Origin of the sequence: Paracraurococcus lichenis, from assembly GCF_030657435.1 — a bacterium.
GTDB classification, from domain to species: Bacteria; Pseudomonadota; Alphaproteobacteria; order Acetobacterales; family Acetobacteraceae; genus Paracraurococcus; species Paracraurococcus lichenis.
The window spans coordinates 38,065-59,607 of record NZ_JAUTWS010000004.1 but is presented as its reverse complement, the minus strand read 5'-3'; the positions used below and the strand labels follow the sequence as shown (position 1 = coordinate 59,607).

Below are 21,543 nucleotides of genomic sequence, written 5' to 3'. Positions count from 1 at the left end.
CTAGGGCACGAAGGGCAGCCAGAGCACGTCGCCGATGCTTCGGGCGCCGGCGGCGAGCATCGCCAGCCGGTCGAAGCCGAGGGCGATGCCGCTGCCCTCCGGCATCCCGTGCTCCAGCGCGGCGAGGAACTCCTCGTCCACGTCCCAATGTCCTGGCCAGCCATCCGCGCCGTAGCGGGCGCGGCGCTCGGCGACGTCGGCGGCGAAGCGGGCGCGCTGCTCGGCCGGGTCGGTCAGCTCGTCGAAGGCATTCGCCAGCTCGATCCCGCCGGCGAAGAGCTCGAAACGCAGCGCGGCGCGCGGGTCGGCCGGGTCGCGGCGGGCGAGCGCGGCCTGCGGCGCCGGCCAATGGGTGAGGAAGGTGGCGCGGCCGCGGCCGATCTCCGGCTCCACCCGCTCGAGCAGCAGGCGGAAGAACAGGTCCTCCCAGCCCTCCCCGTCGCGCGGCGGGATGCCGATGGCGGCCGCGGCGGCGCGGAGCGCGGCGGCATCCCCCTGCCCTTCCGGCGTCACGGTGGCCAGCAGGTCGAGGCCGCCGCACCACCGGGCAAAGGCCTCGGCCATGGTGATGCGCTCGAAGGGCTGCGACAGGTCGGTGGCGACGCCGGCATGCGCCACCACGGGCGGGCAGACGGCGCGGACGAAGTCCTCCGTCTCCTCCATCATCCCCGCGAGGCCGAGGCCGGGCCGGTACCATTCCAGCATGGTGAACTCCGGCGCGTGGCGCGGGCTCGCCTCCCCGTTGCGCCAGACCCGGGCCAGCTCGAAGACCGGGCCGGCGCCGGCGACCAGCAGGCGCTTGAGCGCGAGTTCGGGCGAGGTCCGCAGCCAGAGCGTCCGGCGCGTCCCGGCGCCGAGATGCGGCACGTATTCGCTGCGGAAGGCATGCAGGTGGACCTCCATGCCCGGCACCGGGACCAGGCAGGGCGTCTCCACCTCCTGGTAGCCGCGGGCCGTGAAGAATGCGCGGGTGGCGGCGGTCAGCGCCGCCCGGCGGCGGAGGAAGGGCAGGCGGGCGGCGAGGCTCTCGGGGTGCCAGGTCGGGGTCGGGGCCATGCCGGGGCTTTCGCATGCGGCGCCCCGCCGCGTCACCCCGGGATGGGGGCCGCGCGGCCCGGGATGCCGGGCGGGCCGGTTCAGCCCTCGGCACCTGCCGGCCCTCCGGCCATCGGGCGATCTTGTCTCGGGCGGGCCGGCTTCACCCCTCCGCGCCTATCGGCGCTCCGGCCATCGGGCGGTCTTGGCTCGGGCGGGCCGCTTCAGCCCTCCGTCGCCGCCGCTCCGGCCATCGGGCCGCCCCGGCTGGTTCCAGGCCCCCGCCCCCTGCCCTATAGGACGGCCACCATGCCCGACGGCACCCCGCCCACCCGCACCCTGAAGACCGCCCGCGCGCTGCAGGCCGCCGGCCTGCTGCCGGAGACGGCCGTGCCGGGCGCGGAGGCGGTGGCGCAGCGCTACAGCATCTCCGTCACGCCGGCCGTCGCCGCCCTGATCGACCCCGCCGACCCGGCCGACCCGATCGCCCGGCAATACCTGCCCGACCCGGCGGAGCTGGTCACCGCGCCGCACGAGCTGGCGGACCCGACCGCCGATGCCCCCTTCACGCCGGTCAAGGGCGTGGTGCACCGCTACCCCGACCGTGCCCTGCTGAAGCCGCTGCTGGCCTGCCCGGTCTATTGCCGCTTCTGCTTCCGGCGGGAGGCCGTCGGGCCCGATGGCGGGCTGCTGACGGAGGCGGAGCTCGAGGCGGCGCTCGCCTGGTTCGCCCGCACGCCCGAGGTGCGGGAGGCGATCCTGACCGGCGGCGACCCGCTGATGCTCTCGCCGCGGCGGCTGGGGGAGATCCTGCGGCGGCTGGCGGCGCTGCCGCAGATCGAGATCCTCCGGGTGCATTCCCGCGTGCCCGTCGCCGCACCGGGGCTGGTGACGGAAGCGCTGGCCGCGGCGCTGGCGACGGACAAGCCGCTCTACCTCTGCGTCCATGCCAACCACGCGCGGGAGTTCACCGCGGAGGCCATGGCGGCGCTGGATCGGCTGACGCGGGCGGGCGTGGTGCTGCTCGGGCAGAGCGTGCTGCTGCGCGGGGTGAACGATTCGGCCGATGCCCTGGAAGCGCTGTTCCGCGCCATGCTGCGGGCGCGGGTGAAACCCTACTATCTCCACCAGCTCGACCCCGCCCCCGGCACCGCGCGCTTCGCCGTGCCGGTGGCGGAAGGCCGCGCCCTGTTGCGGGTGCTGCGCGGGCGGGTGACGGGACTCGCCTGGCCGACCTATGTGCAGGAGCGGCCGGCGGGCGGCGGCAAGGTGCCGCTGGGGCCGGAATACAGCCCGAACGAGGGCTGAGCCGCGAGCCAGGAGCGCGGAGCCACAGCCGTGATTGCCATTATGGTCCAGACATCACCTCGGGGCGGACGCATACCCGATCTCGTCGCGCGCGAGCAGCGCTGCTGACCAGCGATCGGCCAGCAAGCCTGATCGTTCGAGGCTTTCGGCAGGTGAATGCGCTTCTGCGGCGCGGTATTCGGACCGGACGATACACCACGAAGCCTGTCGAACAGGCTTGAAAGCTCGGAGACGAAGTCGGGATGACTACTGGGCCGCAAACGCTGTCAAGGCATCGGGCAGAGCGGATATCGATCCGACAGGCTTGACATAAAACCTTGTCGGGCATGTGCGCCGCACCCGCCTGCCCGGAACCGGTCCGGTCAGGCGGGTGCGCCCTCAATGCCTAGCGGTAGGCTTCCATACCGTTTCGATCAACCCACAACTCTCAGGCCTTGCTATAGGCGTCCGCGCCGTCGAAGCGCTGCAGCTTCTCGATATGCATCCAGTTGTGCTGCCGGCCGATCCGCTGCAGCAGGTCGGTGATCTCGGCGATGCCGTTGCCCTTCGGCGGCTCCTTGAACATGAAGCGGGCGCGGAAATGGTCCACCAGGAAGGTGTGGCCGCCGACCTCCGGCCAGACCTGCGCGCCGCGCGACCCGATCATGGTCAGGTCGAAGGCGCTGCCCTCGGCCGCCGCCTGCAGCGTGATGCTGATGGCGCGCGGGTCGCGCTCGCTCTCGACGAAGACGTCGACGCCGACCAGTTCCCGCGTGGAGGCCGCGCGGTACCAGGTGATCTGCGGCCAGCGCTTCAGCGCCATCGGGCGGTACTCGCGCTCCGGCACCTTCTCGCTCTCGCGGCCGAGATTGGCGATGATGCGGTCCACGTATTGCGCGGTCGGCACGCCCTCGCCGTCGCGGGCGATGTCGCCCGTCAGGTCGCGGCCCTCTTCGAGCGTCACGTAAAGCGCGTGCTCGATCCGCCGCGCCGTCGCGAAGTCGCCGATATGCCGTAGCATCATCAGCGCCGAGAGCAGCAGCGCCGTCGGGTTGGCGATGCCCTTGCCCGCGATCTGCGGCGCGGAGCCGTGCACCGCCTCGAACATCGCCGCCTCGTCGCCGAGATTGGCCGAGGGCGCGACGCCGAGCCCGCCGACCAGGCCCGCCGCCAGGTCGGAGAGGATGTCGCCATTCATGTTGGTCATGACGGTGACGTCGAACTGCTCGGGCCGGATGACCATCTGATGGGCGCAGTTGTCGACGATCATGTGCTCATGCGCGAGCGAGGGGTGGTCCTTCAGCACGGCCTCGCCGACCCGCTTCAGCATCCCCTCGGTCAGCTTCATGATATTGGCCTTGGTGGCGACGGTGACCTTCTTCCGCCCCTCCGCCTCGGCCACCGCCGCCGCGAGGCGGACGATGCGCTCGCAGCCCACCTCGGTGATGATCTTCAGGCACTGCGCGACGCCCGGCGTCTGCATGTGCTCGATACCGGCATAGACGTCCTCGACATTCTCGCGGACGACGACGAAGTCGATCCCCCGGCCGGAGAAGGGCGTGCGGATGCCCGGCAGTTCCCTGACGGGGCGGACATTGCCGTACATCTCGAAGGTCTTGCGCAGCGCGACATTCGCGCTCTTCTCGCCATGGCCGACCGGGGTCTCCAGCGGTCCCTTCAGCGCCACGCCATTGCGCGCGATGGAATCCAGCGTCTCCTGCGGCGCGCCGGTCGAGATGCCGCGGCGGAAGGCCTCGGCGCCGGCCAGCGCCTCCTCCCACTCCACCTGCGCGCCGGCGGCGGCCAGCACCGTCTGGGTGGCCTTCATGACCTCCGGCCCGATGCCGTCGCCGGGCATGGCGGTGACCTTCACCTTGGTCCGGGTGGGAAGCGCTACGGGCAGGGAGTCCATGGGGCGAGCCGTCCTCGGGGTGTGATGCTGCATTGCGGCATTTAGGCCAGTCTACAAGCAAGACTTTTGATCTGCTTCATGGCGGTGCCTGAAACCGCGGCCGCCTTCACGCTTGGGGGATGCCGTGCGTCCGGCGCAACGGTCCGGCGTTGCGGCGGCAGAATGCCAGCACGGAGGATCCCCATGCGCCGCCCCGCCCTCGTCCTGATCGCCGGCGCCCTGCTGCTGCCGCCCGCGGCCCGGGCAGAGGAGCGCGCGACCGGCGCCGTCACCGTGGAGCAGCCGCCGCCCGAGGCCCGCGGCGCCACCGCCACCCTGCCGGACGGGCGGGTGGTGGAGGTGCCGCGCGGCGCCGCCCTGCAGGTCGACGGCGCCAATGTGGTGGTGGAGCACGAGACGCCCCGCGGCACCACGCTGACCCTGCAGAACGACGTGCTCTTCGACTTCGACAAGACCGAACTCAAGCCGGCGGCAGCCGAGGCGCTCGGCCGCGTCGTCGACATCATCCGCCAGCGCCACCCGCGCGCGGTGACGGTGGTCGGCCATACCGATGCCGTGGGGTCCGACGCCTACAACGACCGCCTCTCGCTGCAGCGGGCCGAGGCCGTGCAGCGCTGGCTGGCGACCGAGGGCGGCGGCGGCCTGCCGCCGCTGCGGGTCGAGGGCAAAGGCGAGCGCGAGCCGGTCGCGCCCGATACCCTCGACGGCAAGGACAACCCCGCGGGCCGGGCGCAGAACCGGCGGGTGGAGGTGCTGCTGGACCGGTAGGGGCAGCCCGGGGCGCAGCCTGCCCGGACGCGGCTTTCGGAGTTCGCGCGCGCGCCGTCCGGGTCATGGCGCCAGGCCGGTCCTGGCGCAGCGCGAGGCGCCTCGCATCGCCCGGCCCGGGCGGTTGCGTCCCCGCCAGGCACTGCCGACGCCCGGCCACGGGTCGGCGCGGCAACCGCGTTGCGGGAGCGCGAGGCGCCGCAGCCCCGGAAAGGCTGCGGTCCCGGACGGCGGGGATCGGGGATTGAGGCACGCCTTCGGCGCTCCGTTTCGGCCCTCCATGCAATCTTCTCCGTTGCCGGCGGCGGCCCCACTGCCCCATCGCCTGAGGACGCGCGAAGCCGCGGCCCGGTGGCGGAGCAGGCAGGAGGGCGACGGGTCGCCGCCAGAGCCTCGGAGTCCTGCCGTGCGTATCCGAACCCTGCTCCTCCTCGGCTTCACGACCGTCGCCATCCCCGGCTTCCTCGCCGCCGGCTGGCTGGCGCTCGGCGAGTGGAGCCGGCTCGGCCACACGGTCGCGGCCGAATCCGTGACCAAGGTCATCAGCCAGGTGCAGCGCGCGCAGACCGCCTATGGGCTGGAGGTGGGCCTGCTGCTGTCCACGGCGCGGCTGCCGACGCCCGATGCGGCTGGCCTGCAGCGGGCCGCGGCCCTCAGCGACCAGCTTCTCGACGCCGCGCTCGAGAGCACGCAGGCCGCCGGCATCGATGGCGCGATGCTGCGCGATGCCAAGGCGATGCTCGCCACCTTCCGCGCGCAGTTGTCGCAGTTGGCGACGAAGCCGCCGGCGGAGCGCGGCCCCGCCTTCGCCCGCGACCTGCTGGCGCAGCGCGACCTCATCGCCAAGGGGCTCGTGGCGCTCACGACCGAGGCCGCCAGGCGCATCGGCCAGGAGGCCCCGGCCATCGCGGCGATCACCGAGGTCGCCACCCAGTTGATGCAGATGCGCGACGCCTTCGGCCGGCGCAGCCTGCTGTTGCAGAGCTGGTTCCCCCTGCCGGCCATCCCCGCCGAGCAGGTGGACACGGCGGTCGCCCTGAGCGGGCAGGTCGCGCTCTCCTGGGAGGGCGCCAGGCGGATGACCGCGGCGCTCGGCCATGCGCCCCGCCTGCAGCAGGAATTCGCCCGCCGCCAGGAGGATGTCGAAGGCCGGGACGAGCCGAAGTCGCGCCGGCTGGTCGAGGCCGCCCGGGCCCGGTCCATGGCCGCCGAGGGCACGACGCCGCCGCCCTGGCCGCAGGACCTGGCCGCCGATTCGGCCACCTATCGCGCCTGGGCCCTGCCGGCGGCGGCGAGCATCGTCGAACTGCGCGACGCCGCGCTCGACCAGGCGGTGGCCGAAAGCGAGGCCAGCGCGAGCCTCGCCCGCCTGCACTTCCTCACTGCCCTCGCCCTGGCCGCGGTGGCCCTCCTCCTCTCCGCCGCTGCCATGGTGATGCTGCTGCGCCGCGTCGTATGGCCGCTGCATCACCTGACCAGCTCGGTCCAGCGCATCGCCGCCGGCGAGCTGCAGCTTGCCATCGCCGGCAGCAGCCGGCGCGACGAGCTGGGCCAGATGGCCGCCGCGATCGAGACCCTGCGCGTCGCCTCGCTCGAGCGCGAGCGCATGACCGCCGCCCGCGAGGCCGAGCAGCGGGAGAAGGCCGAGCAGGCCGAGCGGATGAGCCTCCTGGTCCGCAATTTCGAGGCCGAGGCGGGCGAGATGCTGCGGGCCGTCGCCAAGGCCGCCACCCAGCTCGACGCCACGGCAGGCGACATGTCCGGCACCGCGCGCGACGGCAATGCGCTCGCCGTGGCCGTCGCCACCTCCTCCGAGCAGGCCAGCGACAGCGTCCAGGCCGTCGCCGCCTCGGTGGAGGAACTGGCCGCCTCCATCGCCGAGGTGTCGCGCCAGGTGGTGAACGGCGCCGCCGTCGCCCGCCGCGCCGCCGCCAGCGCGCGCGAGACCGACGGCACCGTGCGCGGCCTGGCGGATTCCGCCGGCCGCATCGGCGAGATCGTCGAACTCATCGGCGGCATCGCCCGGCAGACCAACCTGCTCGCCCTCAACGCCACCATCGAGGCGGCGCGGGCCGGCGAATCCGGCAAGGGCTTCGCCGTTGTCGCCTCCGAGGTGAAGACCCTCGCCACGCAGACGGCCAGGGCGACCGAGGAGATCACCGCCCAGATCGCCGCCATGCAGGCCGAGACCGCGCGCACCGTCGCGGCCATCCAGGCGATCGCCCGCACCATCGAGGAGATGGACGGCAACAGCGCCGCCGTCGCCGTCGCCGCGCAGGAGCAGGCGGGCGTCACGCAGGAGATCGGCCGCGCCGTCGCGCAGGCCGCCAGCGGCACCCGCGACGCGGCCCGGCACGCCGCCGGCGTCCGCGAGGGCGCCGGGCGCACCGGCGTCTCCGCCGCCGATCTCCGCCGCGCCTCGAGCGAGTTGGCGCGGCAGGCCGAGGAGATGGGCGGCCAGGTCGACAGCTTCCTCACCCGCCTCCGCGCCGCCTGACCGGGCGCGCATCGGCGCAGGCCGCGGGCGGCGCGAGCCCGACCGCTCGGGCGAGGCCGGGTCGGGGGGCGGGCATGGTCCGCGCCGCGCGTTCCGCGCACACCCCGACGCCCGCCCAGGCAGGCTCGGGCCGCAGGTCGTGCGGCCGGAGCCCCGGTGGCTCCGCTCAGGCCACCGCCTGGTGGATGAACCCATAGGCCGGCCAGGCCGTCGCCCCGTAGTCGTTGATCCGCGGATACCAGACCCGCACCAGCGACCAGTCATTGCCCGGCGAGACATCCAGCACCGGCTGGTCCCGCGCCTCCCGCCCCTTGGCGCGGCCCGAGGCCCAATTGGCATGGTCCACCCGGATCTCCCGCGCCGAGACGACGCGCGAGACCACCGCCACATGCCCCTGCGGCAGGCGGGAGGTGCGCATCAGCACCAGCACGCTGCCCGGCCGCGGCGCGCGGCCACGGGCATGCCGGCCCGCCGCCGCCTCCCACCACTCCCAGGCATCGCCCCGCAGCGCCAGGCCGGTGCGCGCCCGCGCATAGGGCACGCAGGACCAGCCGCCCGCCCCGTCCTCCGGCCGCGGCCCGCGCGCGGTGCCGCAGGCCGCGAGCAGCAGCGGCGCCAGCAGGACCAGCCGTCGCATCCCGAACTCCCCCATGGGACCCGCCTGGCCCCGCCCCCCGGGGCCGCCGCCATCCTGGCACGATCCGGCCCGAGTCGCGCCGAGGCGCGACCCGAAGCCGGCCGGCACGGGCTTCGCGGCGCCTCGCAGCCCCTTCGCGCAAGTGCCTGGTCCAGGCCGATTCCGTCCGATGGCCCTGGCGCCCGGGTCACCGCCCTGCCACACCGCCCCGGCATCCGCCCCGCCCGCCCGCGGAAGCCTATCGCCGCCGCGCCCGGGCTGTGCTGAAAGAGCGCCCCCGGAGCACGGAGCGGCACCGCCACCGGCCCGGACCGGAGACGACCAGGGCATCCTGCCGCTGCCACGAAGGGTTATCGGAATGACGAGTATCACCCCGCAGTCCCGGCGGGTCCCGGGTCGGGCGCGGCGCCTCCTGGCGCTCGCCGCCGCCGCCGCGCTGCTCGCCCAGCCGGCCCTCGCCGTGCCGCGCTGCAGCAACGAGACGGACCAGGCGGTCTTCGAGGTGGAGGCGCTGAAGACCGAGCTCATGGTCGTCGCCACCACCTGCAAGGGCAATACCGAGGACCGCTACAACGACTTCGTCCGCCGCTACCAGCAGGCGCTCGTCGTCTCCAACCGCGAGATCGGCCAGTACTTCACCAAGCTGCACGGCCGCGGCGGCCAGCGCGCGCAGGACATCTTCATCACCGAGCTGGCCAATGCCCGCTCCAACAATGCCCGCCGGCTCGGCAGCGACTTCTGCCCGCGCAACAGCGGCCTCTTCGACGAGGTGATGGCGCTGCAGGGCGTGACCGACCTGCCGGCCTATGCCGCGACCAAGGACCTGCTCGCCTCCGGCGTCACCGCCTGCCCCGGCGGCACCCCGGCCGCCGCGTCGGCCCGCGCCACCAAAGCCCCCGCCCGCCGGAGCGCCCGTTGATGACCAGCCACGCCACCCGCGTCCTGCTCGCCGCCGCGGCGCTCACCGCCCTCGCCGGCTGCGCGGCGCAGGAGCAGCGCCGCGCCCCGCCCGGCGCGCGGGTCTATTACGAGGACACCCAGGGCGCCGCCGCCCTCTGCCAGGTGCCGCAGGACGTGAAGCTGACGCCCGGCCAGCAGGCCGAGGCGACCATGGTCGTCAAGAACGACGGCGGCTGGTGCGGCATCACCGTGGCCAATGGCGGCAAGCCCTACGATGCCGGCCTGCTGGTCGGCCGGCCGGAGCACGGCCGCGTCCATGTCCGCAAGGTCGGCGACGCCACGCGCATCGACTACATCCCGGACGCGGCCTATGGCGGCGACGACCGCTTCACCGTGCGGATGCTGCCGGGAAATCCGGCGCTGCGCGTCATGGTGACGGTGCAGTACACGCCGCCGCCGGCCCCGCCCGCGCCGCCGGCACCCCCGCCGCAGCAGCACCGGGCGCCGCAGCGGCGTCGGTGACATCCCGGGGAAGGGCCCTGCCCTTCCCCGGACGTCGGCGGCAGTGCCGCCGACCCCGCCAGGCCCGGAGCCGGGCCTGGACCGGCCTGAGTCCGGCTACTTCAGGAGCGCGCGGTACTTCTCCAGCAGGGCGCGGCCGTCGGGGCCGGCCTTGGTGGCCCATTCCTCCTCCTGCTTCGCGCCGATCGCGCGCAACCCGGCGAGAAGCTCGGGCGTGGGCTCGCCCACCTGCATGCCGTGGCTGCGCAGCTTCTCCATCTGCACCGCCTCCGAGGCCTTCGCCTCCGCCCAGCCCTGCTCCATCGCCTTCGCCGCGGCGTCGCGCATCGCGGCGCGCGTCGCCTCGTCCAACGCCATGAAAGCGCGGGTGTTCACCAGCACCGCATTGCGCGTCAGCGTGAAGCCGATATCGTAGACATACTTCGAGAAATCCCAGGCGGCGCTGTCGGCGCCGGTCTGGGCGCTGGTCAGCATCGCATTGACGATGCCGGTGGCGAAGGCCTGCGGCACGTCGGCGGCCTGCACCAGCACCGGCGTCGCGCCCAGCAGCTCCGCCATGCGGGCGATGATCGGCGTCTGCGCCCGGAAGCGCGCGCCCTTCAGGTCCTCGAGGCTGCGGATCTCGCCCTTGCCGTAGAGCGCCTGGCTCGGCCAGGGCACGAAGTAGAGCGGCGTGACGCCCTGCTTCTCGAGGCGCGCGCGCAGCGCCGGCTCGCTCGCCGCCTGCAGCGCGCGGGCCTGCGGATAGGTGCTGGCGAGGAAGGGGATGAAGTCCACCTCGAAGACCGGATCCTCGTTGCCATAGGCGCCGAGCAGGATCTCGCCGAGCTGCACCTGGCCGGTCTGCACCGCGCGCTTGATCTGCAGTTGCGGCAGCAGGGAGCCGTTGGTGTGGAGCTGGACCTGCAGCTTTCCGGGCGCGGCCTTCTCGACCTCGGCCAGGAAGAAGCGGATGGTCTGGGTGTGGTAATTGCCCTCGGGATAGGGCGTGGCCATGACCCATTTCGTCTGGGCCTCTGCGCGCGTCGCCAGCGCCAGCAGCGCGGCCAGGGCAAGCGTCATCAAGCGGTGCATACCGCGCCTCCGATCTCGATGGGCCGTGGAGGGCGGCGTCCTTCCCTGGGCGGAGTATGGCAGGGGGCGGGGCGGGAGGCCATCCGGGGCTGGAGGAGGCCGAGCGGGTGGCGCTGGCTGCGGTTGCACCCATGGCTTTGGGAGCAGGGCGAGCACGTAATGTCATAGCCCGGCAGGTCTTTATCCGGTTTGGCAGCTTGCCCGCGCTGTCGGCCGCTGTGAAGGAACTGGTGCCGCTCCATGGCCGCACCAACTTTGAAGACGGGCAGAAAACAGTCGTCCCTGAAGGTTATGATCCCAGCATTCGTTTTAAAACTTCTGAATACACTGCACTAGGATCATTCGTAATGAGACTGACACCAAAATTGCTTTCTTGGCCTTTGTGCTGTGATGCCCAATAAGACGCATATATTATAATCGGAATTTTAATTCCCATTTCTCTAATCTTCTTTGCAAAAGCTAATCCCGCTTCGCCTTCTGGTGGTCTTGACATATCCGTTATGACAACGTCGAAGCTCTCGCTTGCTAAAGCGTTCTCCCCTTCTTGTGTGGATTTGGCCAACACGACGTCGACACCGAGATCACGAAATGCGCGAACAAGATAGTCATTGTTTGATGGTGTATCATCGACCCAGAGTAGACGCTTTGTTTTCTTGATATTTTGAGGGCGGCTCAGAGAGACCTCGATACCTTGGGCCAAATTCGCAGCCAACTCTGACTGGTTGATTGGATTATCACGATCCGCACGTGTAGCAGCACCAGCCGCTACTGCCGCGGCCGCAGCTGCAACCCGGCTGATTTCGACACCATTTGTGCCGATCTTTACGGACATGCTCTGAGTTGCATCTGGTCGTATCAAAGTTTCTATTGAGTTCTTGAATACAAGACACAAAATCAGAATGAGAGAAGGCCAAACCGTAATCTTAATAATCTCCATTTTTAATTCATTCCCGAAAAGATGAATTTTTACGTCTGATGATGGTCTGGTTTAAATCCATCGCCAGCATACGAAAGCAAACGTAAGTGGCATACCACATGTGCGCGATGGACCGATGAATGCAGGCCCTTCCCGCATCGGGCAAAGCGGGTCGGCTCGAAACTGAGTCGCTGCTGCGCAGGTAAGGAAGTCAGCTCTCGCGGCCATGCCCCTTGCCAGCCAATCCCAACCCTGGCCCTACTGCGATCCGTCCGCTCCTTTCCTCGCCGCCTGGCTCGGCAGAAACGCCCCGGTGCTGCTCGTCATCGGCGGCCCCAGCCGGTTCTCGATATCCGCCTGCTGCCGCTGCCGGTAGGCGCTGCGATAGGTGGTGTATGGGTCGAGCGAGCTGCGCCGCATCTCGTCCACCGGGTCGATCAGCGCCTCCCGCGAATCCACCAGCCCCATGCCGGTGCGGGCATAGCGCAGGCCGCTCGCCGCCTCACCCGGCCCGAGCAGCGTGGCGATGCCGGCCGCGCCATCGGCGCCCGAGCCGGCGAGGTCGCGCAGCGTGGTCGGCCCGGCGAGCGGCAGGAAGAGGTAGGGTCCCTCCCCCACTCGCCAGGCCGCGAGGGTCTGGCCGAAATCCTCGCTGTGGCGCGGCACGCCGAACCAGGCCTCGGCCGGGTCGAAGATGCCGGCCAGCCCCACAGTTGTGTTCAGCAGGAAGCGGCCGAGCGTGTCCCCGGCCCGGCGCGGCTGGCCCTGCAGCATGTCGTTCACCAGCGCCGCCGGGCTGCGCGGATTGTTCAGCAGGTCGCGGCAGGGCCGGCGCACCGGGCGGGGAATGAAGTCGCGGTACCCCACGGCCACCGGCTTGGTCATCCCGAGGCCGCCGTTAGTAGTGCACAAACGCTTTGGCGCCGATGAAGGATCGCATCGCCGCCTTCAAACTCCGGCCGGGGTCCGGGGGGTCGCTTGACCCCCCGGCGGGGGTGCAGGGGGCAGCGCCCCCTGCCTCCGCCCACACCCCACGCCAATATTGACTATTTTCCTATTTCCTGCTTCCATTCCGGGTCCTGCCCGCCGCCGAGGACCCCTCCCATGCCCCGTCGCCGCCGCCCCGACCCGCCCCTGCCCCCCGGCCTGATCGAGCCGGATTTCCTCGCCCGGCACGGCCTCTGGCAGCGCCTCTATGTCGAGCCGCTCTTCGGCCTCACCCCCCGCCACGCCTGGGCGCCGATGACCGATGCCGAATGGGCGGCGCTCGCCCCGCATCTCGCCGCCCTCGGCTGCGGCCTCGCCGCCCCGGGCCGCGCCGGGGAGCGGATGGAAGACCCGCGGGGACGGCTGGACGCCATCTTCCGCGCCGTCATGCTCAAGCGCTCCAACACCCAGGGCGGCGGCCGGGCGCCCTGGTCCGCCCTGCCGGAGGCCTTCGGCAAGCACGACACGGTGGCGCGGACTTGGCGGCGCTGGGCGCATCGCGGCCTCTGGCTCCGCCTGCTGGAGGCGGTCGCCGACCCGGCGGCGCCGGCGGCGCTGCGCGCGCTCACCTACCGCGTCTGCTGCTGCGTCCGCCGCGGCCTGCGGATCATGGGGCTGAAGGCGATCGTGCTGGCGCGGCGGCTGAAGCTGCACAGCGCCCTGCCCGCCCCGTCGCAATGGCTGCCGGACCCCGATCTGTCCGCAATCTACACCCCGCTGTGCATCAGGCTCGCGGAGTACATGCGGGCGCATCCGGACTGGCGCCCGCCGCGCTACGTCTTCCGGCTGATGCGGGAATTGCACCGCTTCGCCGGCGGCCGGACGCGCATCAGCCGAAGCTGGGAGCCGGCCTGAGGCCCCCCTAATGCATGACGTCGCCGCCGTTCGGCGAGAGCGTCGCGCCGACATAGAAGGCGCCGCCGGGACCTGCCAGCAGCAGGGCGGTGGCCGCGATCTCCTCCGGCCGGCCGAGCCGCCCGGCGAGGATCGTCTCCTCCATCCGCTGCTTCCAGGCCGGCCCGCGGGCGCGGGTCAGGTCGGTCTCGACCGGCCCGGGCGCGATGGCGTTCACCTGGATGCCCTTCGGCGCCGCCTCCCAGGCGAGGCTGCGGGTGAAGCCGACGATCGCCGCCTTGGCGGTGACATACGGCACGATCTCCGGCCCGCCCTTGAAGGCAAGCTGGGAGGCGATGTTGATGATCCGCCCCTGCCCGCGCGCGACCATGCCGGGCCAGACCGCCTGCGCCATGAAGACCATGCCCTTCACGTGCACGTCCATGACGCGGTCGAAGACCTCCTCGGTGATGCCCTCGAAGGGCCCGCGGATATTGATCCCCGCATTGTTCACCAGGATGTCGCAGGGGCCGAGCGCCGCCTCGGCGGCCGCGGCGAAGGCGCGCGTGGCGGACACCGAGGCGACGTCGGCCTCCATCTGGAAGCCGCGCCGGCCACGCGCCGTCACGGCCTGCACCAGCGTCGTCGCCTGCGCCGTGTCATCCAGGTGGCAGATGGCGATGTCGGCGCCGGCCTCGGCGAAGCAGAGGGCGATGGCGCGGCCGATGCCGCGGCTGCCCCCGGTGATATAGGCGATCTTCCCGTGCAACGGGCCTTCGGTGCTCATCCCAGCAATCTCCGCATCGCGGCGGCGAAGGACTCGCGCACCGCCAGGCCGGCGACATGGCGCCCCCCCTCCACCACCCGCCTGCCGCCGGCGACGACGGTGCGGACGGGATTGGCCTGGCCGGCGAAGACCCAGGCATCCAGCAGGCTATCCCCGGAACGGCCGAGCAGCGAGGGGTGGGTGTCGTCGAGCTCCACCAGGTCGCAGCGCCGCCCCGGCGCGATGGCGCCGATGGGCCGCGCGCTGGCCTGCGCGCCGCCGGCCAGCGCGGCCTCGAGCAGCAGGCGGCCGGGATGCGGGGCGGCCTCGGTGGTGGCGACGGCGCGTTCGCGCAGCGCCAGGCGCTGGCTCAGCTCGAGCTGCCGCAGTTCGTCGCGCGGCGAGGTGCCGACATGGCTGTCGGTGCCGATGCCGAAGCGCCCGCCGGCCGCGAGATATGGCCTGAGCGGGAAGGTGCCGTCGCCGAGCGAGGCCTCGGTGGTCGGGCAGAGCCCCGCCACGGCGCCGCGCCCGGCGAGCGCGGCGGTCTCCGCCGCCGTCATGTGCGTCGCATGGATCAGGCACCAGCGGTCATCGACCGGCGCGTTGTCCAGCAGCCACTGCACCGGCCGGGCGCCTGTCGCGGCGAGGCATTCCTCCACCTCCTTCATCTGCTCGGCGGCGTGGATGTGGATCGGCCCGGCCTCCGCCGCGACCGCCTGCAGCATGGCGGGCGTCACCGCGCGCAGGCTGTGCGGCGCCATGCCCGTCGCCGCCTGCGGGTCGCCGGCGGTCGCGGCGCGGCAGCCCTCGAGAATGCGCCGCCAGGGGTCGAGGTCGTTCAGGAAGCGCCGCTGCCCCGGCGCGGGCTCGCGGCCGAAGATGCCGCCGTGACGGTAGAGCACGGGCAGCAGCGTGATGCCGATGCCGGCGCGACGCGCGGCGGCGAGGTGCCGCAGCGCCATCTCGGCGGGCTCGGCGTAGGGCGTGCCGTCGGGCTGGTGGTGCAGGTAGTGGAACTCGGCGACGCCCGTGAATCCCCATTCCAGGAGCTCGACATAGAGCTGCGCGGCGACCGCCTCGGCATCCTCCGGCGAGAGGAGGCCGACGAAGCGGTACATGGTCTCCCGCCAGGACCAGAAGCTGTCCTGCCCCGCGGGGCTGCGCCGCTCCGTAGCCCCGGCCATGGCGCGCTGGAAGGCGTGGGAATGGAGGTTCGGCAGGCCGGGGATGACGGCGCCGCGCAGCCGGTCGGCGGCGCCGGGCGGCGCGCCGGGGGCGACGGTGGTGATCCAGCCCGCGGCATCGGCGGTGATCAGGACATCCTCGGCCCAGCCCTGGGGCAGCAGCGCGGCGCTTGCGTGGAATTCCGGCATGGCGGCCATGATGCCCGCGGCGGCGCCCGGCCGGCTAGGGCGTGCCTGCAAAGGGACCGGCGAAGGATCGGCGAGGGATTTTTCGGCCTGGCCAGGGTCGAGCGCCGAAGGCGATCGACGGCGCAGCCGATGCTGGCGGCATCGGCAAGGCCGCGGACGCCGCCGGACCGAAAAAGACCCGTCGAGACAAGCCGCAGCCCTTTGCAGACACGCCCTATGGTGCGGCCATGACGAATGGCCCGCCGCCCGGCTCCCCCCTCGCCCGCCTGCTGGATGCGCCCATGGCGCCGGGGCGGCTGGCCTGGATCGGCCTCCGCCCCGCCCGGCGCGCGCCGGTGCTGGCGGCGGAGGCGGCGGTGCTGGTCCCGGGCGAGGGCCTCGCGGGCGACCGCTGGCGCGGCGCCGTGACGGGCGGGCGGCAGGTGACGCTGGTCGCGGCCGAGCACCTGGCGGCGATCGCCGCCTATCTCGGGCTGGAGGCCGTCGCGCCGGAACGCCTGCGGCGCAACCTGGTCATCGCCGGCCTCAACCTGCTGGCCTTGAAGGGACGCCGCTTCGCCATCGGCGACGCGCTGCTGGAGCACAGCGGCGAGTGCCACCCCTGCTCCCGCATGGAGGAGGAGTTCGGCCCCGGCGGCTACAACGCCGTGCGCGGCCATGGCGGCATCACCGCGCGGGTGATCGAGGGCGGGACCATCCGCCGCGGCGATGCCGTCCGGCGCGCGTGAGATTCCCGGCGCCGGCCTGTCACGCCGCGCCCCGCCGCCTCGTCCTGTCCTCGGCCAACCCTGGATGAGGAGAACCGCCATGCATCCCCGGATCGACTACGCCGCCGTCTCGCCGAAGCTGCTGCAGGCCATGCTCGGCCTGGAGAAGGCCGTCGCCTCCAGCGGGCTCGAGCGCCCCCTGCTGGAACTGGTGAAGATGCGCGCGTCGCAGATCAATGGCTGCGCCTATTGCCTCGACATGCACGCGCGCGACGCGCGCAAGGCGGGCGAGACGGAGGCGCGGCTCTACCTGCTGAACGCCTGGCGGGAGGCGCCGCACTATACCCCGCGCGAGCGCGCGGCGCTCGCCTGGACCGAGGCGCTGACCCGCGTCGCCGACACCCATGCCCCGGATGCGGACTACGAGGCGCTGAAGGCGCATTTCTCCGAGGAGGAGATCGTCAGGCTCAGCTTCGCCATCGTCGCCATCAACGGCTGGAACCGGCTGGCCATCGGCTTCCGCGCCGTCCCGCCGCTCGCCGCCGCGCCGGCGGCCGCGTGATGCCGGGCGAGGCCGACCCCGTCGCGCACTACCTGCCTCTGCGGGGGGAGCTGATCGGCCTCGCCTACCGCATGACCGGCTCGGTGGCGACGGCCGAGGACATCGCGCAGGAGGTCTTCCTGCGCTGGCACGGCACGGACCGCGCGAGCGTCGCCGTGCCGCGCGCCTGGATGCTGAAGGCGGCGGCGCGGCTCTGCCTCGACCACCTGAAATCGGCGCGGGTGCGGCGGGAACACTATGTCGGCCCCTGGCTGCCCGAGCCGGTCCTCGATTCGGAGGACCCGCCGCAGCAGGCGGCGCACGAGAAGGCGCAGGACCTCTCGGTCGCCTTCCTCCTCGCGCTGCAGCGCCTCGGCCCGGCGGAGCGCGCGGTCTTCATCCTGCACGACCTCTTCGAGACGCCCTTCGCCGAGATCGCCGGCCTGCTCGGTCGCAGCGAGGAGGCCTGCCGCAAGCTGGCGAGCCGCGCCCGCGCCCGCCTCGGCGATGCGACGCCGCGCCGGGCCGTCTCCGATGCCGAGGCGCGGCGGATCGCCCGCGCCTTCCTCGCGGCCTCCCGCCGCGGCGAGGAGGCGGCGCTGCGCGACCTGCTGGCGCGCGACGTGGTGCTGCAGAGCGATGGCGGCGGCCTGCGCCACGCGGCGCTGAAGCCGATCCTCGGCGCCGACCGGGTGGTGCGGCTCTTCCTCGGCCTCGCCCGCAAGCGCCCGGCGGCGCCGCCGCCGCTGCTGCATCTCGGCCGCATCAACGGCCTGCCGGGCTATGTGACGCTGGAGCCGGACGGCATCCCGCAGAGCACGGCGCTCGAGGTCGTGGAGGGCCGCATCGTCGCCATCTACGTCATGCGCAACCCGGAGAAGCTGGCGCGGCTCAGCCTGCGTCCGGCGGCGGGGCATGGACCATGAGCGCCGCCGGCCGCAGCCGGAAGACGGCGGGCGTCCGCGTGGTCAGCTCGCCATCGGTGTTCACCGGCCGCGGCCGCCGCGTGCGCAGCTCCAGCGCCGTGGTGCGGAAGGCGCGCACGTCGCGCCAGCTCCCCTGGGTGCCGCGCCGCAGCCAGGGCAGCAGCATGAGGAGGCGCCACCAGTGCCGCACCTCCAGGCTGTAGACGTCGAACAGCCCGTCATCGGGCCGCGCGTCCTCGGCCACCGTCATGCCGCCGCCGTAATGCTTTCCGTTGCCGACCGAGACCTGGATCGTCCGCACCCGCTCCACCGCGCCGTCATGCATCAGCACCACGGTGAAGGGCCGCGCGCGCCGCACCAGGCCGAGCGCGGCGACGGCATAGCCGAGCTTGCCGAAGCGCTTCTTCGCCTCGGATTTCAGCTCGGCCGCGAGTTCGGCGCTGAAGCCGATGCTGGCGACGTTGAAGTAGCAATGGCCATTGACCTCGCCGAGATCGACCGGCCGCGGCGCCGCGGTCGCGATGACCCGCGCCGCCCCCTCCAGGTCGAGCGGGATGCCGAGGCTGCGCGCGAGGTCGTTGGCGGTGCCGAGCGGCAGGATGCCGAAGGGCAGCCCCGCCTTCAGCAGCCCGGGGATCGCCGCGTTCAGCGTGCCGTCGCCGCCGCCGATCACGACCCGGTCGAAGCCGCCCTGCGCCAGGCCTTCCGTCACCGCATCGCCGCAGGACATCCCCTCCGGCGGGTCGAAGGCCTGGACGGCGAGGCCGGCCGCGCGCAGCGCCGCTGCCGCCGCCTCCGCCTGCTCCGCGCCGCTGCGCGCCTTCTGGTTGATGATCAGCAGGGCGCGCGCGCCCGCTCCGCTCCCGGTGGCGATGGCTGCCGCTCCCGCCTGTTGCGGGCATGCAACCGCCGAGGACGCCGCGGGTTGCAGCGGCATGACGGATTTCGTTGCTCCATCGGCGGGCCTGCTCGCCCGGCTGGGCCGCCTCGCGCTGGGACGGGGTGCGGCGCTGGCGGCGCTCGCGGTCGCGGCCGCCGGGCTGCTCGGCTTCGCCGCCGTGCTGCAGATGACGGAGAACGGGCCGCACCGCTTCGACGAGGCCGTGATGCTGGCGCTGCGGCGGCCCGGGATGCCGGACCAGCCGGTCGGGCCTCCCTGGCTGAGCCTCGCCTTGCGGGAGGTGACGGCGCTCGGCTCCATCCCGGTGCTCGGGCTGCTGACGCTGATCGCCTTCGGCTATCTGGCGCTCGACGGGCGCTGGCGGGCGGTGGCGCTGCTCGCCCTCTCGCTGCCGGGCGGGCTGCTGCTGAACACACTGCTGAAGGGCGTCTTCGACCGGCCGCGGCCGGACCTGGTGGCGCGGCTGATGGAGGTGCAGACGCCGAGCTTCCCCTCCGGCCATGCCATGCTCTCGGCCATCGGCTTCCTCACCCTCGGCACGCTGCTCGCGGCCGGCGCACGGCGGCGGCACCAGGCCTATATCCTGACCACCGCCGTGCTGCTGACACTGCTGGTCGGCGGCAGCCGGGTCTGGCTGGGCGTGCACTGGCCGACCGACGTGCTGGCGGGCTGGTGCCTCGGCGCCGCCTGGGCGATGGGATGCTGGCTCCTGCTGCGTCAGCGTGCGGCCCGGTAGCGGTCGACGAAGGCCATCAGCTCGCCCGGCGCGATGTCGGACACCGCCCAGAAGCGCAGCCCGTCCTCCCTCCAGGTCGCCAGGGCATAGCCGCCCTCGCCCTGGAGGGTCGGCGGCCGCGGCGCGCCAGGATCGGGCCGGACATAGAGCTGCACGGCATGCCGCGCGCGGCGATAGACCAGCGCCGCGACCGGGCGGCCCTCGAGGTAGTCCAGCCGCCCGCCTTCCAGCGGAAAGCCCTCGGCCGCGAGGTCGCGCACCGGCGGGGCGACGTCGATGCGGCCCTCGAACCAGGGCTTCACCGTATGGCGGTCGGAGGAGACGACATCCAGCAGATGCCCGGGCTGCAGCGCGCGCAGATGGCTCGCCAGCACCTCGCGCGCCGGATCGGACGGGGCGGTGCGCGGCAGCAGGACCAGCGCGAGGCCGGCCGCCATGGCGGCGCCCAGGCCGAAGCCCGCCAGGTCGCGGCGCCAGCGGCGCGGCGACGCTACGACGGGTGGCACGACGGGCGGCGCGGCGGGCGCGAGCCGGGCGGCGATCTCCGCCCGCAGCGCGACCGGCGCCGCATAGCGCGGCAGTTCCTCCCGCGCCCGGGCAGCCAGCGCCAGCAGCGCCTCCCGCATCCCGGCGCAGGCGGCGCAGCCATCGACATGCGCGGCGAGCTCCGCGGCGCGGCCGGCATCCAGCTCGCCATCCAGCTCGGCTTGCAGCAGCAGCCGGCGACCGGTGCAGTCCTCCGTCATGCCTCCACCCTCACGCGCAGCAGGGCGCAGCGGGCGCGCCAGAGCCGCGACATCACCGTACCGATCGGCACGCCGGTGACCCGGGCGATGTCGCGATACGACATCTCCTCCACCGTGCGCAGCATCAGGCATTCCCGCAATTCGAGCGGCAGCGCGGCGACCGCGGCGGCGAGGCCGCTGCTGGCCTGGCGCGCGGCGAGCGCCGCCTCCGGGTCCGGCAGCGGATCGGGCCGCGCGGCCTCCTCGGCGGGATCGAGCGTCTCCTCCCGCCGCCGGCCGCGGGCCGCCAGCCAGTCGAGCGCGGCATGACGCGTGATGCTCAGCAGCCAGGCGCGCGCATCGCCGCCGCGCCAGCCGCCGCCATAGGTCAGCGCGCGCAGCACCGCCTCCTGCACCACGTCCTCCGCCGCCACCGGGTCGCGCAGCAGCCAGCGCGCCAGGTTGTGGGCGGAATCGAGGTGCTCGAGGATGGCGGCGGCGAGCGCCGGCGGCACCGCCGGCCACCCCGCGCCCCCGTCACGCGCCGCCCCGTCACGTACCGCCATGGGTCATGCCACCACCACCCTGCCCGTCATGTGCGGATGCAGCGCGCAATAATAGGCGTGCTCGCCCGGCTGGTCGAAGGTGAAGGCGAAGCTCTCGCCCGCCTCCATGAGGCGGGAGCGGAACAGCCGCGGCGTCTCCTGGCTGACCACGTTGTGCGGGCTGTCCTCCCGGTTCGTCCAGCGGACGGTGGTGCCCGGCGCGACGCGCAGCTCCGCCGGTTGGAACGCGAAATCGTCGATCACCACCTCCGCGGCCGCCGCCCGGGCCGGGCGCAGCGGCAGCAGCAGGGCGGCAAGCCAGGCGCGGCGCGGCAGCATGGCTCAGGCGCCCAGCGGCTGGGTGACGACGGCGAGCGGCGCATCGCCGCGCACCAGGGTCACGCGGTTGATGCCGAGCAGCCGGCGGACATTGCCGTCCGGCACCTCGCGCAGCGGCCCCGGCCGGCCGACGCCCGGCGCCGATTGCGGGAAGGCGGTGGACCGGCCGCTGTGGAAGGCGAGATTGCCTTCGATCTTCTGCAATGTCTGGTGGATATGGCCGTTCAGCACGGTGACCGAGCCGAAGCGGCGCAGCAGCGCCAGGGCCTGCTGCCCATCCTCGGTACCCCAGCCCCAGGCCTCGTGGACCACGTAGAGCGGCATGTGGCTGAAGACGACGATCGGCGTGCTGGCGGAACGGCCGGCGAGGTCCTGCTCGAGGAAGCGAAGCTGCGCCGCGCCGAGGCTGCCGAGCCGGCCGGGCTTCACGTCCATGACATTGTTGAGGGCGATGAAATGCACCCCGCCGGCGTCGAAGCTATAGGCGCCGCCCTGGTCGCGCCCGGCCGGGAAGCGTTCGTAGAAGGACTTGCCGTCGTCCTCCACGACGTCGTGCTCGCCGGGGATGTAGCGGGTCTCGATCCCGGCCGTCCGATCGCCTGCACGGCACGG

23 protein-coding genes are annotated in these 21,543 nt (G+C 72.9%); 10 read left to right on the top strand and 13 right to left on the bottom strand.

Annotation, left to right across the window (positions count from 1 at the left end; translation table 11 throughout):
* On the bottom strand, window positions 1-1,056 hold the full coding sequence (gene epmA, locus Q7A36_RS05375; protein WP_305102642.1) for an EF-P lysine aminoacylase EpmA: 1,056 nt from the start codon (window positions 1,054-1,056) through the stop codon (window positions 1-3).
* 288 nt (window positions 1,057-1,344) lie between these two features.
* Here epmA and Q7A36_RS05370 point away from each other — a divergent pair, with 288 nt between their 5' ends.
* Complete coding sequence (locus Q7A36_RS05370) at window positions 1,345-2,343, top strand: lysine-2,3-aminomutase-like protein (RefSeq protein ID WP_305102641.1); 999 nt, start codon at window positions 1,345-1,347, stop codon at window positions 2,341-2,343.
* Window positions 2,344-2,770: 427 nt separating this feature from the next.
* On the opposite strand, the gene Q7A36_RS05365 is transcribed toward Q7A36_RS05370, so the two are convergent.
* On the bottom strand, window positions 2,771-4,234 hold the full coding sequence (locus Q7A36_RS05365; RefSeq protein ID WP_305102640.1) for an NADP-dependent isocitrate dehydrogenase: 1,464 nt from the start codon (window positions 4,232-4,234) through the stop codon (window positions 2,771-2,773).
* Between the two features lie 183 nt (window positions 4,235-4,417).
* Here Q7A36_RS05365 and Q7A36_RS05360 point away from each other — a divergent pair, with 183 nt between their 5' ends.
* Window positions 4,418-5,002 (top strand): OmpA family protein, encoded by a 585-nt coding sequence (locus tag Q7A36_RS05360; RefSeq protein WP_305102639.1) that lies wholly within the window; start codon window positions 4,418-4,420, stop codon window positions 5,000-5,002.
* Between the two features lie 406 nt (window positions 5,003-5,408).
* Window positions 5,409-7,499 carry a methyl-accepting chemotaxis protein gene (locus Q7A36_RS05355; RefSeq protein WP_305102638.1) on the top strand — a complete coding sequence of 697 codons (2,091 nt, stop codon included), beginning with the start codon at window positions 5,409-5,411 and terminating at the stop codon, window positions 7,497-7,499.
* 166 nt (window positions 7,500-7,665) lie between these two features.
* Here the strand turns inward: Q7A36_RS05355 and Q7A36_RS05350 are convergent, their stop codons facing one another.
* On the bottom strand, window positions 7,666-8,136 hold the full coding sequence (locus tag Q7A36_RS05350) for a CHAP domain-containing protein (protein WP_305102637.1): 471 nt from the start codon (window positions 8,134-8,136) through the stop codon (window positions 7,666-7,668).
* A gap of 358 nt (window positions 8,137-8,494) precedes the next feature.
* On the opposite strand from Q7A36_RS05350, the gene Q7A36_RS05345 reads away from it, so the two are divergent.
* Complete coding sequence (locus tag Q7A36_RS05345; RefSeq protein WP_305102636.1) at window positions 8,495-9,055, top strand: hypothetical protein; 561 nt, start codon at window positions 8,495-8,497, stop codon at window positions 9,053-9,055.
* Window positions 9,055-9,558, top strand: coding sequence for a hypothetical protein (locus Q7A36_RS05340; protein WP_305102635.1), 504 nt, complete (start codon window positions 9,055-9,057; stop codon window positions 9,556-9,558). Before Q7A36_RS05345 ends, Q7A36_RS05340 begins: the two co-directional genes overlap by 1 nt.
* Before the next feature lie 96 nt (window positions 9,559-9,654).
* Here Q7A36_RS05340 and Q7A36_RS05335 read toward each other — a convergent pair whose 3' ends face one another.
* The 3 genes from Q7A36_RS05335 to Q7A36_RS05325 form a co-directional block, all read right to left on the bottom strand.
* A complete protein-coding gene (locus tag Q7A36_RS05335; RefSeq protein WP_305102634.1) occupies window positions 9,655-10,632 on the bottom strand; it encodes a TRAP transporter substrate-binding protein in 978 nt (325 codons plus the stop codon).
* Between the two features lie 289 nt (window positions 10,633-10,921).
* Entirely contained in the window at window positions 10,922-11,464 is a 543-nt protein-coding gene (locus Q7A36_RS05330) for a response regulator (RefSeq protein ID WP_305102633.1), read from the bottom strand.
* Window positions 11,465-11,806: 342 nt separating this feature from the next.
* Window positions 11,807-12,433, bottom strand: coding sequence for an MlaA family lipoprotein (locus Q7A36_RS05325; RefSeq protein ID WP_305102632.1), 627 nt, complete (start codon window positions 12,431-12,433; stop codon window positions 11,807-11,809).
* Window positions 12,434-12,652: 219 nt separating this feature from the next.
* Between Q7A36_RS05325 and Q7A36_RS05320 the strand changes: the two genes are divergently transcribed.
* A complete protein-coding gene (locus Q7A36_RS05320) occupies window positions 12,653-13,390 on the top strand; it encodes a transposase (RefSeq protein WP_305102631.1) in 738 nt (245 codons plus the stop codon).
* Between the two features lie 7 nt (window positions 13,391-13,397).
* On the opposite strand, the gene Q7A36_RS05315 is transcribed toward Q7A36_RS05320, so the two are convergent.
* The gene (locus Q7A36_RS05315; RefSeq protein WP_305102630.1) at window positions 13,398-14,156 is read right to left on the bottom strand and encodes an SDR family NAD(P)-dependent oxidoreductase; all 759 of its coding nucleotides are present in this window, start codon (window positions 14,154-14,156) and stop codon (window positions 13,398-13,400) included.
* Window positions 14,153-15,511 (bottom strand): formimidoylglutamate deiminase, encoded by a 1,359-nt coding sequence (locus Q7A36_RS05310; protein ID WP_305102629.1) that lies wholly within the window; start codon window positions 15,509-15,511, stop codon window positions 14,153-14,155. The genes Q7A36_RS05315 and Q7A36_RS05310 overlap by 4 nt, the downstream gene beginning before the upstream one ends.
* A gap of 227 nt (window positions 15,512-15,738) precedes the next feature.
* Between Q7A36_RS05310 and Q7A36_RS05305 the strand changes: the two genes are divergently transcribed.
* From Q7A36_RS05305 to Q7A36_RS05295, 3 genes are all read left to right on the top strand, one after another.
* Entirely contained in the window at window positions 15,739-16,239 is a 501-nt protein-coding gene (locus Q7A36_RS05305) for an MOSC domain-containing protein (RefSeq protein ID WP_305102628.1), read from the top strand.
* A gap of 79 nt (window positions 16,240-16,318) precedes the next feature.
* Window positions 16,319-16,780: a carboxymuconolactone decarboxylase family protein gene (locus tag Q7A36_RS05300; protein WP_305102627.1), complete on the top strand. Its 462-nt coding sequence runs from the start codon at window positions 16,319-16,321 to the stop codon at window positions 16,778-16,780.
* Entirely contained in the window at window positions 16,780-17,685 is a 906-nt protein-coding gene (locus tag Q7A36_RS05295) for a sigma-70 family RNA polymerase sigma factor (protein WP_305102626.1), read from the top strand. Before Q7A36_RS05300 ends, Q7A36_RS05295 begins: the two co-directional genes overlap by 1 nt.
* On the opposite strand, the gene Q7A36_RS05290 is transcribed toward Q7A36_RS05295, so the two are convergent.
* Window positions 17,651-18,622: a lipid kinase gene (locus Q7A36_RS05290; RefSeq protein ID WP_305102625.1), complete on the bottom strand. Its 972-nt coding sequence runs from the start codon at window positions 18,620-18,622 to the stop codon at window positions 17,651-17,653. The genes Q7A36_RS05295 and Q7A36_RS05290 overlap by 35 nt on opposite strands.
* Between Q7A36_RS05290 and Q7A36_RS05285 the strand changes: the two genes are divergently transcribed.
* Complete coding sequence (locus Q7A36_RS05285; RefSeq protein ID WP_305102624.1) at window positions 18,621-19,322, top strand: phosphatase PAP2 family protein; 702 nt, start codon at window positions 18,621-18,623, stop codon at window positions 19,320-19,322. The genes Q7A36_RS05290 and Q7A36_RS05285 overlap by 2 nt on opposite strands.
* On the opposite strand, the gene Q7A36_RS05280 is transcribed toward Q7A36_RS05285, so the two are convergent.
* The 4 genes from Q7A36_RS05280 to Q7A36_RS05265 are packed head-to-tail and all read right to left on the bottom strand — an operon-like array spanning window position 19,304 to window position 21,477.
* Entirely contained in the window at window positions 19,304-20,068 is a 765-nt protein-coding gene (locus Q7A36_RS05280) for an anti-sigma factor family protein (protein ID WP_305102623.1), read from the bottom strand. The two genes, Q7A36_RS05285 and Q7A36_RS05280, sit on opposite strands and share 19 nt — an antisense overlap.
* Entirely contained in the window at window positions 20,065-20,613 is a 549-nt protein-coding gene (locus Q7A36_RS05275; protein WP_305102622.1) for a sigma-70 family RNA polymerase sigma factor, read from the bottom strand. The genes Q7A36_RS05280 and Q7A36_RS05275 overlap by 4 nt, the downstream gene beginning before the upstream one ends.
* 3 nt (window positions 20,614-20,616) lie before the next feature.
* A complete protein-coding gene (locus tag Q7A36_RS05270) occupies window positions 20,617-20,931 on the bottom strand; it encodes a cupredoxin domain-containing protein (RefSeq protein WP_305102621.1) in 315 nt (104 codons plus the stop codon).
* A gap of 3 nt (window positions 20,932-20,934) precedes the next feature.
* Window positions 20,935-21,477: a metallophosphoesterase family protein gene (locus Q7A36_RS05265; protein WP_305102620.1), complete on the bottom strand. Its 543-nt coding sequence runs from the start codon at window positions 21,475-21,477 to the stop codon at window positions 20,935-20,937.
* Window positions 21,478-21,543 lie beyond the last annotated feature (66 nt).